At 67.7% G+C, this 14,697-nt stretch carries 11 protein-coding genes; 6 read left to right on the top strand and 5 right to left on the bottom strand.

Annotated elements, in window-relative coordinates; all coding sequences use genetic code 11:
* Positions 1–21: 21 nt before the first annotated feature.
* Together U5805_RS23090 and U5805_RS23085 are read left to right on the top strand one after the other, a co-directional pair.
* Positions 22–1,281 (top strand): Zn-dependent hydrolase, encoded by a 1,260-nt coding sequence (locus U5805_RS23090; protein ID WP_322105826.1) that lies wholly within the window; start codon positions 22–24, stop codon positions 1,279–1,281.
* A gap of 25 nt (positions 1,282–1,306) precedes the next feature.
* Positions 1,307–2,341, top strand: a complete 1,035-nt coding sequence (locus tag U5805_RS23085) for a histone deacetylase family protein (RefSeq protein ID WP_322105825.1) — start codon at positions 1,307–1,309, stop codon at positions 2,339–2,341.
* A gap of 69 nt (positions 2,342–2,410) precedes the next feature.
* On the opposite strand, the gene U5805_RS23080 is transcribed toward U5805_RS23085, so the two are convergent.
* The 5 genes from U5805_RS23080 to U5805_RS23060 form a co-directional block, all read right to left on the bottom strand.
* Positions 2,411–4,786, bottom strand: coding sequence for an EAL domain-containing protein (locus U5805_RS23080; protein WP_322105824.1), 2,376 nt, complete (start codon positions 4,784–4,786; stop codon positions 2,411–2,413).
* Between the two features lie 510 nt (positions 4,787–5,296).
* Complete coding sequence (locus U5805_RS23075) at positions 5,297–6,175, bottom strand: PhzF family phenazine biosynthesis protein (protein ID WP_322105823.1); 879 nt, start codon at positions 6,173–6,175, stop codon at positions 5,297–5,299.
* Between the two features lie 173 nt (positions 6,176–6,348).
* Entirely contained in the window at positions 6,349–6,813 is a 465-nt protein-coding gene (locus tag U5805_RS23070) for a RidA family protein (RefSeq protein WP_322105822.1), read from the bottom strand.
* 72 nt (positions 6,814–6,885) lie between these two features.
* On the bottom strand, positions 6,886–8,085 hold the full coding sequence (locus U5805_RS23065; RefSeq protein ID WP_322105821.1) for a PLP-dependent aminotransferase family protein: 1,200 nt from the start codon (positions 8,083–8,085) through the stop codon (positions 6,886–6,888).
* A 236-nt stretch (positions 8,086–8,321) separates the two neighbouring features.
* A complete protein-coding gene (locus U5805_RS23060; RefSeq protein ID WP_322105820.1) occupies positions 8,322–9,227 on the bottom strand; it encodes a DMT family transporter in 906 nt (301 codons plus the stop codon).
* Between the two features lie 244 nt (positions 9,228–9,471).
* Between U5805_RS23060 and U5805_RS23055 the strand changes: the two genes are divergently transcribed.
* From U5805_RS23055 to U5805_RS23040, 4 genes are all read left to right on the top strand, one after another.
* Positions 9,472–10,947 (top strand): PLP-dependent aminotransferase family protein, encoded by a 1,476-nt coding sequence (locus U5805_RS23055; RefSeq protein WP_322105819.1) that lies wholly within the window; start codon positions 9,472–9,474, stop codon positions 10,945–10,947.
* A gap of 278 nt (positions 10,948–11,225) precedes the next feature.
* Entirely contained in the window at positions 11,226–13,133 is a 1,908-nt protein-coding gene (htpG, locus tag U5805_RS23050; protein ID WP_322105818.1) for a molecular chaperone HtpG, read from the top strand.
* Positions 13,134–13,293: 160 nt separating this feature from the next.
* Positions 13,294–13,953: a chorismate--pyruvate lyase family protein gene (locus U5805_RS23045; protein WP_322105817.1), complete on the top strand. Its 660-nt coding sequence runs from the start codon at positions 13,294–13,296 to the stop codon at positions 13,951–13,953.
* A gap of 29 nt (positions 13,954–13,982) precedes the next feature.
* Positions 13,983–14,543, top strand: a complete 561-nt coding sequence (locus U5805_RS23040) for a DNA-deoxyinosine glycosylase (RefSeq protein WP_322105898.1) — start codon at positions 13,983–13,985, stop codon at positions 14,541–14,543.
* Positions 14,544–14,697: the final 154 nt, after the last annotated feature.

Here is a 14,697-nt window from a genome sequence, read left to right as displayed (position 1 = left end):
GGTTGACGAAAGGATATGACGATGAAAGACCTGTTGCAGATCGACGGCCCGCGCTTGTGGGCGAGCCTGATGGACATGGCGCGCATCGGCGCGACGGCGGGCGGCGGCGTGCGCCGTCTCGCGCTCACCGACGAGGACCGGCGCGGCCGCGAACTGTTCGTGCGCTGGTGCCACGAAGCGGGCATGACGACGTGGACCGACGAAGTGGGCAATCTGTTCGCGCGCCGCGCGGGCGACGACGACGAGGCCGCGCCCGTGATGATGGGCAGCCATCTCGACACGCAGCCCGAAGGCGGCCGCTTCGACGGCGTGTACGGCGTGCTGGCCGCGCTGGAAGTCGTGCGCGCGCTCAACGACGCGAACGTGCGCACCGCGAAACCCATCGAAATCGGCTCGTGGACCAACGAGGAGGGCGCGCGCTTCACGCCCGCGATGCTGGGCTCGGCGGTGTTCACCGGCGCGATGCCGCTGGAGGACGCGCTCGCGCGCACGGACGCGGCGGGCGTGACGCTTTCGCAGGCGCTCGACGCGAGTCGGGCGCGGGGCACGCGCGCCGCGCAGGGCGTGAAGGTCGACGCGTACTTCGAGGCGCACATCGAGCAAGGCCCGGTTCTGGAGGCGAACGGCAACACCATCGGCGTGGTCACGGGCGGCCAGGCGATCCGCTGGTTCGACGTCGACGTGACGGGCGTGGCCGCGCATGCCGGCACCACGCCGATGCGCTATCGCAAGGACGCGTGGTTCGGCGCCGCGCAGATGTCGCTCGACCTCGAACGCGCGCTGGCGCGCTACGCGCCGCTCGGCCTCGCGACGATCGGCCAGGCGCAGATCGCCAATTCGTCGCGCAACACCATTGCCGCGAACCTCTCGTTCACCGTCGACCTGCGCCATCCCGACGACGCCATGCTCGACGCGATGGAGCGCGACCTGCGCGCGGTGTGCGAGGCGGCGGCGCGCGCGCGCGGCTTGAACGTGTCCGTCGCGCAAGCGTGGAGCAGCCCGGCCACGCCGTTCGACGCGCAGTGCGTCGCGCTCGTCGAGGCCGCGACGAAGCGCCTCGGCTATTCGCACGAGCGCATCGTGAGCGGCGCGGGCCACGACGCCATTCACCTCGCGCGCCATTGCCCCACGGCGATGGTGTTCATCCCGTGCGTGGACGGCCTTTCCCACAACGAAGCCGAAGACGCCTTGCCCGCCGACGTCACCGCGGGCGCGAACGTGCTGCTCAACGCCGTGGCGGCGCGCGCGGGCGCCTATGCCGCCGCGGCCGCGCACGCGTAATCCCGGATTCGAAGGAGAACGAAACATGAAGACGTGGTTCCACCCCGAGCAATTGCTGCATCATCCGCGCACGTACCTGTCGCGCGGGCAGATGCGCGAGCCGCAGGAAGTGCCCGAGCGCGCCGCGCGTCTCGTCGCGGCCGCGCGATCGCTCGGGTTCGACGTGAGCGAGCCCGCCGACTTCGGCGCCGCGCCGCTCGCCGCCGTACACGACATGAACTATCTGCGCTTTCTCGAAGAGGCCCACGCGCAATGGAAGCGCATGCCCGACGACTGGGGCGACGAAGTGATGTCGAACGTGTTCGTGCGCGAGCCGAATCCGCTGCGCGGCGTGCTCGCCCAGGCGGCGCGCTATCTCGCCGACGGCAGTTGCCCGGTGGGCGCGAACACGTGGCGCGCGGCGTACTGGTCGGCGCAAAGCGCGCTCGCGGCGGCCGCCTGCGTGAACGACGGCGCGCGCGAATCGTACGCGCTGAGCCGCCCGCCCGGCCATCATGCGCGCCGCGACGCGGCGGGCGGCTTCTGCTATCTGAACAACGCGGCGGTCGCGGCGCAGTCGCTGCGCCGCCGCTTTGCGCGCGTCGCGATTCTCGACACCGACATGCATCACGGCCAGGGCGTGCAGGAAATCTTCTATGGCCGCGACGACGTGCTCTACGTGTCGATTCACGGCGACCCGACCAACTTCTATCCCGTGGTGGCCGGTTACGAGGAGGAGCGCGGCGCGGGCGCGGGCGAAGGCTTCAACGTCAACCTGCCGATGCCGCACGGCGCGAGCGAAGCGGTGTTCTTCGACAACGTGGAGGCCGCGCTGCGCGTGCTCAGGCGCTTTCAACCCGACGCGCTCGTGCTCGCACTCGGCTTCGACATCTACAAGGACGACCCGCAGTCGAAGGTGGCCGTGAGCACCGAAGGATTCGGGCGCCTGGGCGAAGCGATCGGCGCGCTCGATCTGCCTTCCGTGATCGTGCAGGAAGGCGGTTATCACCTCGAAAGCCTGGAGGACAACGCGCGCGCGTTTTTCGGCGGCTTTACGCGGCAGCGCACGCGCTCGCGCTGAAACGGGCGCTGAATCGTGCGCTGAAACCGGCGCTGAAACGGCCGGCCGCGGCGCGGCCCGCGTGCGGTTTCAGCGCGAATGCGGCGCGTCGCTCAGGCGCTCGTTGCGGCGGTCGTCGCGGTCCGTGTGCGTGCCGGCGGGCGGCGCGATGCTGCATACGCCGAAGCGCTCGATCAGCGCGGCCACGCCTTCCGCCGGCACGGGGCGGGAGAACAGGAAACCTTGCGCCTCGATGGGGCCGAGCGCGGAAAGCCATGCGATCTGCTCCTCGGTTTCCGTGCCTTCCACCACGACCGTGAGCCCGAGCGAGCGCGCGAGATTGACGATGGCCGAGACCATCACGCACACGCTGCGGTCGGCGGGAATGGCCTGCACGAACGAGCGGTCCACCTTGAGCGTGTCGACGGCGAAACGGTTCAGATAGGACAGCGAAGAATAGCCCGTGCCGAAGTCGTCGAGCGCGACGCGCACGCCCAGGCGCTTCAACGCGAAGATTTTCTCGGACACGAGTTCCGGATACTCCATCATCGCCGTTTCGGTGATTTCGAGTTCGAGCCGGTGCGCGGCAATGCCGGTTTCCTCGATGGCGAGCGCCACCGTTTCGTAGAGGTCGCCGCGCCAGAATTGCACCGCCGAAATATTGATCGCGAGCGTGAGCGTTTCGTGGCCTTGCTGCTGCCACTGCGCGAGTTGCGCGCAGGCGGTGCGTATCACGAAGTCGCCCACCGGCACGATCAGGCCCGTGGATTCGGCCACCGGAATGAACTCGCCTGCCGGAATCAGGCCGTATTGCGGATGATTCCAGCGCACCAGCGCCTCGAAGCCCGTAATGCAGCGGCGGCGCAGGTCGATCTTCGGCTGATACGCGAGAAAAAGCTGATTCTCGGCGAGCGCCACGCGCAGCTGCTGCTCCCACTTCATCAGATGATCGGCGCGATGCGCGAGCTGCGGCGAGTAAAAGCGGAAACAGTTGCGCCCGGCTTCCTTGGCGGCGTACATCGCGAGATCGGCCTTCTTGAGCAGATCGATTTCGCTTTCGTGCGCGACCGCGAAGAGGGCGATGCCCGTGCTCGCGTGCAGCACGAATGCGCTGCCGCGCACGTCGAACGGATGCGTGAACGCGGCGTTGGTGGCTTCGGCGAGCGCGATGGCGCGCTTCTCGATGTCGTCGCCCTTGACGATCACCACGAACTCGTCGCCGCCGATGCGCGCGAGCGTGCCCGCGCCGCCCACGGCGTCCGCGAGGCGCGCGGCGCTCATTTGCAGCACGATGTCGCCGGCGTTGTGGCCGAGCGTGTCGTTGACGGTCTTGAAGTTGTCGAGGTCGATGAAAAGAATGGCGAGGCGCCCGAGGTTACCGGGCTGCGAGACTTCGTGGCGCAGCCGCTGCAAGGTGGCGTAGCGGTTGGGCAAGCCGGTGAGCAGGTCGTACTGCACGAGTTGCGACATCTCGCGCTCGCGCCCGAGCAGCTTGCCGATCAAGCCGGTGGCCACGGCGAAGAACGACAGCATGGCGAGCGAGATGAACGTCGCCATCATCAGGTAGACGTCGCGCGTGTGGTTGTAGTCGGCGAATTCTTCGGCCTGCGAAAGACCCACCAGCACCGCGAGCGGATAGCCGTCGATATGCCGGTACGAAACGATGCGCGTGACGTGGTCGATCGGATCGACATACGTGCCCGACACGTGTTCCGAGATCGGATACGTGCCGCTCGCGGAGAACGTGCCGTCCGCGCGTACCGCGCTGCCGGTGCGGCGCGCGAGCACGGCGCCCGTGTCCGAGATCACCGCGATCACGCCGTCACGGCCGATGGCCGCGTTGTTGTAGAAGTCGCTCGTGAAATAGCTGGGATCTTCGGAAACCACCACGACGCCCGCGAACGAGCCGTCCGGGTGATTGAGCCGGCGCGTCATCTGCAAGGTCCAGTGGCCGGAAACGCGCCCGAGCACCGGTTTGCTGATGTAGAGCTGGTCGTCGTTCTCGTGCTCGTGTACCTTGAAGTGTTCGCGGTCGGAGAGGTCGATGGGCTTGGGATTCGGGTCGGCGGTATTGGCGACGAGCTTGCCGTGTTCGTCGATGAGCGACACCTGCACGAGCGAATCGCTCTGCACGACGCTTTTCTCGACCGTGCTCAGCAGGTTGAAGTGCTCGGGCGACTTCTCGAACTCGTACTTCACGAAGCGCGTGATCTGGTCGACCTGATGGATCGCCTTCACCGTGTGCTGTTCGAGCGCCGCCGAAAGAATCGCGGCCGACGCGGCGGACTCGCGCAGGGTCGCTTCTTTCTCGACGGAAAGGCGCGTGAAGATGACGGCCCATAACAGAATGAGCACCAGCACGCCGAGAATGGGAATGGCCAGCAGCGCGCGCGGGCGCGTGTAGGCCGGTCCCGGGTTGCCGCGCAGGGCGGATTCGCGTGAAAACGGGCCGCGGGGCGTGCTCATTGCGCCCGCCCCGCGAGCGGCGTGGCGCGCGAGCGCGCGCGGGGCGCGCGCCACGCCGCCCGCCGCGAAGGCGGCAGCCGGCACGGCAACGGAGCGCTCGGATGGATCGGCGGCATGGGCGACGGAACGGCAGAGGAAGGTGCGTTACGCGCAGAACCCGGCGCGCGCGTACGAAAGCAAACGGGGCGCCTCACGCGCCCAATGCTCCGATATTAATGGTTGGGGCATGAATAAGGAAGCCATGCCCTCCCGGGTATACGCCAGTGCGCGCGCCGCGCGCTCGTCACGGCGCGCGGCGCCCATGTCCGGTGCATAGACACGCGAAAGCGCATGGTCCGAAGCGGTGCGGCGTTCGTTATTCGCCGACGCCGATACGCCGATTTACCGATTCACGGATACGCCGATTCACCGATACGCCGATGCCCTGCGCATGCTTCCCGCTCGCGCTTTCCTTATGCGTTCTGCTTATGCGCTCTGTTCATGCCTTGCGTTTCGCGCTTCGAGCGAATCTCAAGCGAGCCGGCACGTTCCGTCGATGGTCGTGACCGAGTGGCCGCCGACCCAGATCCTGCCCGCCGCGTCGTCGTAGGCCACGTGTACGCGACCGTCGCGGCCGAGCACGGTGCCCTGGCGTGCCGTATAGCGCGTGCCGGGACGGCGGTTCTGCTGCGCGAGCAGCATGGCGATGGACGCGTTCGCGCTGCCCGTCACCGGGTCTTCGCCGTTGCCGAGGCCCGTCATGAGGCAACGCACCTCGAAGGTTGCCGGGCCGTTCGCGTCGTGCGGCGCGTAGGCAGCGAGGCCGTGCGCGCCCACGCTGTCCGCGATGGTCGTGAGCGCCTCGTAGTCGACGTCGAGCGCCAACACGGCTTGCGCCGATTCGAGCCGCGCGACGAGCCACGGCGCGCCGTTGTCGACGCCTGTGGGCGCGGCCGTGAAGTCGATGGCGTCGGTGCGCAGCGCGGCGCGCAAGGCATCGTGGTGTGCGGGCGCGAGCGGCGTCATGCGCGCGGGCGGCGCGGCGAAGGCCCACGCGCCGTGGTCGCCCTCGGCGAGATCGACGAGACCCGCGCCGCATTCCTGTACGAGACGGCGCGGCGTTTTCGGCGCGCGGCCGCTTTCGAGAAACGCGTGCGCCGTGCCCAGCGTGGGATGGCCCGCGAACGGCAGCTCGCCCTTCGTCGTGAAGATGCGCACGCGATAGTCGGCGCGTTCGTCCGTGGGCGCGAGCAGAAACGAGGTCTCGGAAAGATTGGTCCAGCGCGCGATGGCTTGCATTTCGTCGCCGCTCAGCGCGTCGGCGTCGAACACCACGGCGAGCGGATTGCCCTTGAACGGCACCGACGTAAAGACATCGACCTGTTTGAAGCGGACGCTGGATTGGCTCATGGCGGCAAGAAGCGGAGAAGCGGGGAAGAGGGCGCAAGAGCATGCGCGAGAAGGTGCGCGCGCGCAATCGAAACAAGGACAAAAGCGCGCGGGCCTTGACGGAACGCCGGGTGCCCGCGCTGACCTGAACGGCCGTGAGCGCTCGCGAGCGACTTCGAGCGGCCGGGAACCGCTTACTGAACTTCGGCGATCAGTTCGATTTCGACGCAGGCGCCGAGCGGAATCTGCGCGACGCCGAACGCCGAGCGCGCGTGCTTGCCTTTCTCGCCGAAGACGTCGGCGATGAGTTCCGAGGCGCCGTTGGTCACGAGGTGCTGCTCTGTGAACGTGAGCGTGGAATTGACAAGGCTCATCAGCTTGACGATGCGCGTGACCTTGTTGAGGTCGCCGGTATGGGCGTGCAGCGTGGCGAGCAGGTCGACGGCGACGGCGCGTGCGGCGGCCTTGCCGTCGTCGGTCGTGAGCGAGTCGCCGAGTTTGCCGGTCCAGACCTTGCCGTCTTTCTTCGCGATGTGGCCCGAGAGATACACCGTGTTGCCGCTTTGCGCGCTCATCACGTAGGCGGCCGCGGGTGCGCCGGCTTGCGGCAGCTCGATGCCGAGCGCTTCGAGGCGGTCGTAGACGTTGGTGTCAGCCATTTCAGTTTTCCTGTGCGGGATGATGGATCAATCGGCGGGGCCGGGCGCGCCGGCGCCCGGAATTTCGCGGCCTCAGACGCGCGCGCGAATCAGCGCGGCGAGCTTCGAGACGCCTTCCTCGATCTTCGCGGGCGGCACCGTCACGAACGACAGACGCAGCTTGTTGTGCTGCGGTTGCTCCGCGAAGAACGGCGCGCCGGGCACGAAGGCCACGTTCTGCGCGACGGCTTCCTCGAGCAGCTTCATGCTGTCGATGTGCGCGGGCAGCGTCACCCACACGAACATGCCGCCTTCGGGGCGATTCCAGCTCACGCCTTCGGGCATGTTGCGCTTGAGCGAGTCGAGCATCGCCTCGCACTGGTCGCGATAGAGCGCGCGCACTTTCGGGATGTGCGTGTCGAGAAAGCCGTTCTTCACGACTTCGTGGACGATGCGCTGCGTGAAGCTCGGCGTGTGCAGGTCGGTGGCCTGCTTGGCCTGCACGAGTTTGAAGTGCAGGTCCTCGGGCGCGATGATGTAGCCCACGCGCAGGCCCGGCGCGAGCACCTTCGAGAACGAGCCGAGATGCACGATGTGCTCGGGCGCCATCGAAAGCAGCGTGGGCAGCGGCTGGCCCGCGTAATCGAGCGCGCCGTAGGGATCGTCCTCGATCACCGGGAAGGACGCGCGCTGCGCGAACGCGGCGAGCGCCTTGCGGCGTTCGAGCGGCAGGCGGCGGCCCGTGGGGTTCTGGAAGTTCGGGATCGTGTAGAGCAGGCGCGCGCCGGCCGTGAGTTCGGGCGTGAGCGCTGCGGGGATCAGGCCGGATTCGTCGGTCGGCACCTGCACGTAGGCCGGCTCGTAGAGCGAGAACGATTGCAGCGCGCCGAGATAGGTCGGCGTTTCCACGAGGATGGGCTTGCCCGGCGAGACCAGCACCTTGCCGATCAGATCGAGCGCCTGCTGCGAACCCGTGGTGATGAGCACCTGCGACGGGCGGATCGTCACGCCGTTGCCCGAATGGCGCGCGGCCACCCATTCGCGCAGCGGCAGATAGCCTTCGGTGGCGCTGTACTGGAGCGCGCCGATGGCTTCGTCGCGCAGGATGCGGTCGGCGGCCGCGCGCATTGCCTCGACCGGGAAGCTCGCCGGCGCGGGCAGGCCGCCCGCGAACGAAATGACTTCGGGACGTTCGGTGACCTTCAGGATTTCGCGAATCGCCGAGCTGGTCAGCTTGATTGCGCGCTCGGACAGTTGCCACGCGGGCGCGGCCTTGAGATCGCTCTGGTCCATGGGGTCTCCTTGTTGGGGTCGGGCGAGTGAAACTGAATGCTGAATCGGAATACGAATGGCGCTACGCATCGCCCACGGCAAAGGGCGCGATCGTCGGAACGGGTCGTCGGGACGTCGGATCTTCGGGACGTCGATCTTCGGGTCGTCGGATCTTCGGAACGCCGGAAACCCGGGCGACGCGCGGATCGCGAATCACGCGAACCGCCGGAAACCGTCGATTATGACGCGAAACGGCCTCAAGCGCGCGCCGGCACGGGCGCCGTGCGGATCGCGGCGCGGCGGCCGAGCATCACGGTGGCGATCACCGCAGCGGCGTAAAGCCATGCCGAAGGCGCGACCGATTCGCCGAAGCACAGCGCCGAAAACGCCATCGTGAAAAAAATTTGCAGCAGTTGCACCTGGCCGACGCGCGCCGTGCCGCCCATCGCAAGCCCGGCGTACCACGCGAAGAAACCGATGAACTGCGAGAACAGCGTGACGTAGCCGAAGGCGAGCCAGGTCTTGAGCGCGACGGGGCCGGGATGCGCGACGTGGTGCGCCCACGCGAGCCAGCCCACCGGCAGCACGAGAAACGGCGCGGACAGCACGAGCGCCCAGCAGATCACCTGCCAGCCGCCCAGCTCGCGCGCGAGGCGCGCGCCTTCCGCATAGCCGAGCGCGCCGAGCCCCACGGCCACGAGCATCCACGCGTCGCCCGCGTGCAAGGCGCCGCCGCCCGCGTGCAGCGCGAATGCCACGACGAGGGCGCTGCCCACGAGCGCGCTCGCCCAGAACGCCTTCGACGGCCGTTCGTGCGAGAGCCACGCCGCGTAGATCGCCACGGCGAGCGGCTGCAAGCCGTTGACGATGGCGCCGTGCGAAGCGGGCACGCTTTTCATCGCCCAGGCCGAAAACACCGGATACGCGACGATCACGCCCAGCGACACCACGGCGAGGCTGCGGGTCTGCCGCCACGTGGGCCGCTTTTCGCGGCGCAGCGCGAGCAGCAGCGCGGCCGGCACGGCGGCGACGAGCGCGCGCCCGAGCCCGTTCAGGAGCGGATGGAATTCGGCGACGACGATGCGCGTCATCGGCAGCGTGAGACTGAAGATCATCACGCCGACGAGGCCGAGCAGCATGCCTTGGCTTTCGCGTGCTTTCATGACTTGAGGACGGTTGACTGCGGGAATGCGCCGCAACGGGGGCGGGATCGCCGGTTCGGGTCGAGGCGACGCCTTACCGGTACGCATGCGATCGAATGTACCGGCAGCCCGGCGGACAGTAACGGTACAATCGATCCGATAGTGCTCGGTACAGTTGCGTCCGCGCGTTGCTTGCCGCAAGTTGCAAGTTGCCCGCGCGCGCCGCATCCGGCGAACGCCGGGCCGCGCCAGCCCAGGAGAAGTCATGTCGTCCGTTCCGCTCGACCAGATTCCCGCCCCGCACGACGCGGCCACGCTCACGCTCGTCGATCAGCTCGTGCAGTGGGGCCGCCGCCGCATCGAGGAGCGCGTGTTCCGGCCCGGCATGCGCATGCCGTCGATCCGCAAGCTCGCGCTCGACAAAGGCGTGTCGCGTTTCACCGTGGTGGAGGCCTACGAGCGGCTGGTCGCGCAGGGTTATCTCGATTCGCGGCGCGGCTCCGGCTTCTACGTGCGCGAGCGCCTCGCGCTGGTCGTGCCGGCCGGCGACCGCCAGCCGCTGGCCGCGGGCGCCCCGGCGACCGGCACGCCCGCGCCGACCACCATCGACGTGGTGTGGCTGCTGCGCAACATGCTGCACACGTCCACGCGGCCCGAGAAAGGCCCGGGGCTCGGCTATCTGCCGCCGCGCTGGCTCGACGGCGAACTGCTCACGGGCGCGATGCGCTCGCTCGGCCGCCAAAGCGGCACACCGCTCCTCGGCTTCGGCTCGCCGCAGGGCTTCCTGCCGCTGCGCCAGCAGCTTCAGACGCGCCTGGCCGAACTGGAAATCGGTGCGACGCCCGAGCAGATCGTGCTGGTTTCCGGCATCACGCAGGCGATCGACCTGCTCGCGCGCCTTTACGTGCAGCCGGGCGACACCGTCGTGGTCGGCGATCCGGCGTGGTTCCAGATGTTCGGACGCTTCGCCGCGCAGGGCGCGCGGCTCGTCGGCATGCCGTACACGCCCGACGGCCCCGACCTGGACGCGCTCGAAGCGCTGGTGGAAACGTGGCGGCCGAAGCTGCTCGTCATCAATTCGGTGCTGCAAAATCCCACCGGCACGTCGCTCACGGCGGCGCAGGCGTTTCGCATCCTGCGGCTCGCGGAACAGTACGATTTCGTCGTCGTCGAGGACGATATCTACGGCGACCTCTGCCCGACCGGCTATTCGGCCACGCGGCTCGCGAGCCTCGACCAGTTGCGCCGCGTGATCTATCTCGGCAGTTTTTCCAAAACGCTCGCGCCCAATCTGCGCGTGGGCTATATCGCGTGCGCGGCGGACGTGGCTCAGGCGGTCGCGGACCAGAAGATGCTCGTCGGCATGACGAGTCCGGAACTCAACGAGCGCGTGCTTTATCGCGTGCTCACCGAAGGCCATTACCGGCGCCACGTGGAGCGGCTGCGCGCGCGGCTCGACACGGTGCGCGACAAGGCCGCGCGCATGCTGGAGCGGGCGGGCTGCCGCCTCTTCGTCGCGCAGGGCGCCGGCATGTTTCTCTGGGCCGACACGGGCGTGGACGCCGACGCGCTCACCGCCGCAGGCCACGAGGCCGGTTTCCTGCTGGCGCCGGGAAGCCTGTTCTCGCCGCATCAGTCGCCGACCACGTGGATGCGCTTTAACATCGCCAATTGCGGCGATCCGGCGCTGCCCGCGTTCCTCGGCAATTATCTGGAGCGCATGGCGCGCGCGACGAAATAGGCGGCCGCGCCCTTGAAAAGCCGCCGCCCGGCCCGATATGCACGGGCGGCGCGCCGCGATGCGCCGGCCCATGCGCCGACCGAGGGCCGACCGAGGTGCCGACCGAGCTGCGACCGACGTGTTGACCGATGTGCCGGTTTCAGGCCGGCGAGCGCCGGTGCGAAGGCGCATCGGCTGGAGGTCGGCGGAAGGTCGGAAGGAAATCGGCCGACGGCGCCGGCGAAAATCGCGGCCACACACAGACTGATCCGCATTGCAACGAAAGAGGACTCCCGAGCATGGCACAAGAAACCATGAGCTTCCAGGCGGAAGTGAAACAGCTTCTGCACCTGATGATCCATTCGCTGTACAGCAACAAGGAAATTTTCCTGCGCGAGCTGATCTCGAACGCATCGGACGCAGCCGACAAGCTGCGCTTCGAGGCGATCGAAAACAGCGCGCTCTATGAAAGCGACCCGAACCTGCGCATTCGCGTGGGCTACGACAAGGCCGCGCGCACCATCACGATCGACGACAACGGCATCGGCATGAGCCACGACGAAGCCGTGCAAAACCTCGGCACGATCGCGCGCTCGGGCACCAAGGAATTCTTCGGCAAGCTTTCCGGCGACCAGCAGAAGGACGCGGCGCTGATCGGCCAGTTCGGCGTGGGCTTCTATTCGGGCTTCATCGTCGCCGACAGGATCACCGTGGAAAGCCGCCGCGCGGGTCTGCCCGCGAGCGAAGGCGTGCGCTGGGAAAGCGCGGGCGAGGGCGAATTCTCGGTCGACAGGATCGAGCGCGCGCAACGCGGCACCACGATCACGCTGCACCTGCGCGAAGGCGAGGACGAGCTGCTTTCGTCGTACAAGCTCAAGTCGATCATCCAGAAGTATTCGGATCACGTCGGCCTGCCCATCGAAATGAAGCAGGAAGAATGGGACGCCGAAAAGAGCGAGATGGTCACGAAGGACGACTTCGAAACCATCAACCAGGCGAGCGCGCTGTGGACCCGCTCGAAAAGCGAGATCAGCGACGAGCAGTATCAGCAGTTCTACCAGCATCTCGCGCACGATCACGAGAACCCGCTCGCGTGGACGCATAACCGCGTCGAAGGCCGCAGCGAATACACGCAACTGCTGTACGTGCCCGCGCACGCGCCGTTCGACCTGTGGAACCGCGACCACAAGAGCGGCCTGAAGCTCTACGTGAAGCGCGTGTTCATCATGGACGACGCCGAGCAACTGCTGCCGAACTATCTGCGTTTCGTGAAGGGCGTGGTCGATTCGGCCGATCTGCCGCTCAACGTCTCGCGCGAAATCCTCCAGGAAAGCCGCGACGTGAAGGCGATTCGCGACGGCGTGACCAAGCGCGTGCTCTCGATGCTCGAGGAACTGGCGGCAGCCCAAACCGATTCGGAAGCGAAGGACGAGGACAAGGCGAAGTACGCGAAGTTCTGGACCGAGTTCGGTCAGGTGCTCAAGGAAGGCATTGGCGAGGATCACGCCAATCGCGAGCGCGTGGCGAAGCTCGCGCGGTTTGCCTCGACGCATAACGACACGAACGAGCAGAGCGTTTCGCTCGCCGATTACGTCGCGCGCATGAAGCCCGAGCAGACGAAGATTTACTACGTCACCGCCGACACCTGGCAAGCCGCGAAGAACAGCCCGCACCTCGAAGTGTTCCGCAAGAAGGGCGTGGAAGTGCTGCTGCTCACCGATCGCGTGGACGAGTGGATGCTCTCGTTCCTCAACGAATTCGACGGCAAGCCGCTCGCGAGCGTGGCGCGCGGCGACCTCGATCTGGGCGCGCTCAACGACGAGGAAAAGCAGCAGCAGGAGAAGGTGAGCGAAGAACTCAAGCCGCTCGTCGAGAAGATGAAGGACGCGCTCAAGGACAAGGCCAAGGACGTGCGCCTCACGTTCCGCCTGACCGATTCGCCCTCGTGCCTCGTGGCCGACGAGGGCGACATGAGCGGCTACCTTCAGCGCATGCTCAAGGCGGCGGGCCAGGCGGCGCCTTCGATGCAGCCGATCCTCGAAGTGAACCCGGAGCATCCGCTCGTCAAGGCGCTGCAAGCCGACGACGCGCGTTTCGACGACTGGTGCCATCTGCTGTTCGATCAGGCGCTGCTCGCCGAAGGCGGCGCGCTCGACGATCCGGCGAGCTTCGTGAAGCGCACGAACGCGTTGTTGCTGGCGCGCTAAGCGCCTTGCGGGCATTTCGCGCGCCGGTCGCGCGTCCGTGCTTCGCGGGCGCGTGAAAGCCGAAACCCCTTGCGGCGATGCCGGCCGCAAGGGGTTTTGTTTTTCCGGCGCATGCGCGCTTCGCGGCGAAGCGAAACCCGCGCGCCCTATAATTTGGCTCATGCCCCAACGATTCGAAGCCGCCGACGCGCACTGGCGCGTCACGCCGTCGCCCGCCTTCAGCGCCGACCAGAAAGACTGGCTCACGCGCGGCGGTTCGCTCACGGCGCATTTGCGCGCGCTCGGGCGCGTCGAAGTGCGCGTGACGCGCGAGGCCGTCGCCATGCCGTGGTCCGACGAAGGCGCGGCGCTCGGCCTTGCGCCGCGCGAGCGCGCATGGGTGCGCGAGATCGTGCTTGCCGTCGACGGCGTGCCGTTCGTGGCCGCGCACAGCGCGACGCCGCTCGCCGCGAGCCGCGGCGTCTGGCAGGCAATGCGCCGCCTGCGCACGCGGCCGCTCGCGGAACTGCTCTACAGCGACAGCGGCGTGGCGCGTTCGGCGCTCGTGAGCCGGCGCGTGGGCGCCGGTCAGCCGCTCTTTGCGCTGGCGGCGCGCGAGGTCGAACGCCGCGACCTGCCGCATGCGCTGCTCGCGCGCCGCTCGGTGTTCGTGCGCGGCGGCGCGCCTTTGCTCGTCACCGAATGCATGTTGCCCGCGCTTTGGGCGCATCTGGCCGGCGGCGTTCGCAATCCGCAAGCTCACGCGAAACGCGAGCGCGGCGCGCTCGATCACACGGCGTCGCGCGCGCATGCGCAGTCACGCGCGACGCGCGGGCAGTGATCGGCATGAAAATCGGCATGGACGTCGACATGAATTTCAAGCGCTGCTTCGATCCCGTCGTCGATGCGAACACGCGCGTGTTGATTCTCGGCAGCCTGCCGGGCGAGGCGTCGCTTGCGCATCAGCAGTATTACGCGCACAAGCAGAACCGGTTCTGGCATCTCGTGGGCGAGGTGATCGGCGAAAACCTGCCCGCGATGGCGTACGAAACGCGCCTGCTCACGCTGCGGGCGCATCGCGTCGGCTTGTGGGACGTGGTGGCGCAGGCGCGCCGCGAAGGCAGTCTGGACGGCAATATTCGCGATCATGCGGGCAACGACCTCGTCGCGCTGGTCGAAAGCCTGCCCGCGCTCGAAGCCATCGCTTTCAACGGCGGCACGGCGGCGCGCATCGGCGAACGCATTCTGGGCGCGCATGCGCGGCGCTTCGCGATCTTGCGGCTGCCTTCCACGAGTCCCGCTTATGCGTCGATGACGTTCGCTGCCAAATTGCTCGCGTGGCGCGCGTTGGGCGTGTTCGCGGGCGAGGGCGCCGAGGGCGGCAAGGCGGCCGGCGGCGCGCGCAAACGCGCCTCGGTCGCGAGCCGGTAGACGCGCGCGTCGCACGGTGCGCTGTTGCGCGAGCGAAGGTGCGCGAAGGAAGCGGCATGAAGGAAGCGGCCCAAACGAAGCACGAACGAAGCAGCCAAACGAAGCAGCCAAACGAAGCAGCCAAACGAAGCAGCCAAACGCAGCGCCCCCAACC

This window comes from Paraburkholderia sp. J41, assembly GCF_905220235.1.
In the GTDB taxonomy this organism is placed as follows: Bacteria; Pseudomonadota; Gammaproteobacteria; order Burkholderiales; family Burkholderiaceae; genus Paraburkholderia.
Note: the sequence above shows the minus strand (reverse complement) of the source record. Positions and strands in the feature narration are given on the sequence as shown.

Bases quoted from the DNA above. Each gene is read 5' to 3' on its own strand.
- U5805_RS23090 (WP_322105826.1), top strand. From the start codon at position 22: ATGAAAGACCTGTTGCAGATCGACGGCCCGCGCTTGTGGGCGAGCCTG.
- U5805_RS23085 (WP_322105825.1), top strand. From the start codon at position 1,307: ATGAAGACGTGGTTCCACCCCGAGCAATTGCTGCATCATCCGCGCACG.
- U5805_RS23080 (WP_322105824.1), bottom strand. From the start codon at position 4,786: ATGAGCACGCCCCGCGGCCCGTTTTCACGCGAATCCGCCCTGCGCGGC.
- U5805_RS23075 (WP_322105823.1), bottom strand. From the start codon at position 6,175: ATGAGCCAATCCAGCGTCCGCTTCAAACAGGTCGATGTCTTTACGTCG.
- U5805_RS23070 (WP_322105822.1), bottom strand. From the start codon at position 6,813: ATGGCTGACACCAACGTCTACGACCGCCTCGAAGCGCTCGGCATCGAG.
- U5805_RS23065 (WP_322105821.1), bottom strand. From the start codon at position 8,085: ATGGACCAGAGCGATCTCAAGGCCGCGCCCGCGTGGCAACTGTCCGAG.
- U5805_RS23060 (WP_322105820.1), bottom strand. From the start codon at position 9,227: ATGAAAGCACGCGAAAGCCAAGGCATGCTGCTCGGCCTCGTCGGCGTG.
- U5805_RS23055 (WP_322105819.1), top strand. From the start codon at position 9,472: ATGTCGTCCGTTCCGCTCGACCAGATTCCCGCCCCGCACGACGCGGCC.
- htpG (WP_322105818.1), top strand. From the start codon at position 11,226: ATGGCACAAGAAACCATGAGCTTCCAGGCGGAAGTGAAACAGCTTCTG.
- U5805_RS23045 (WP_322105817.1), top strand. From the start codon at position 13,294: ATGCCCCAACGATTCGAAGCCGCCGACGCGCACTGGCGCGTCACGCCG.
- U5805_RS23040 (WP_322105898.1), top strand. From the start codon at position 13,983: ATGAATTTCAAGCGCTGCTTCGATCCCGTCGTCGATGCGAACACGCGC.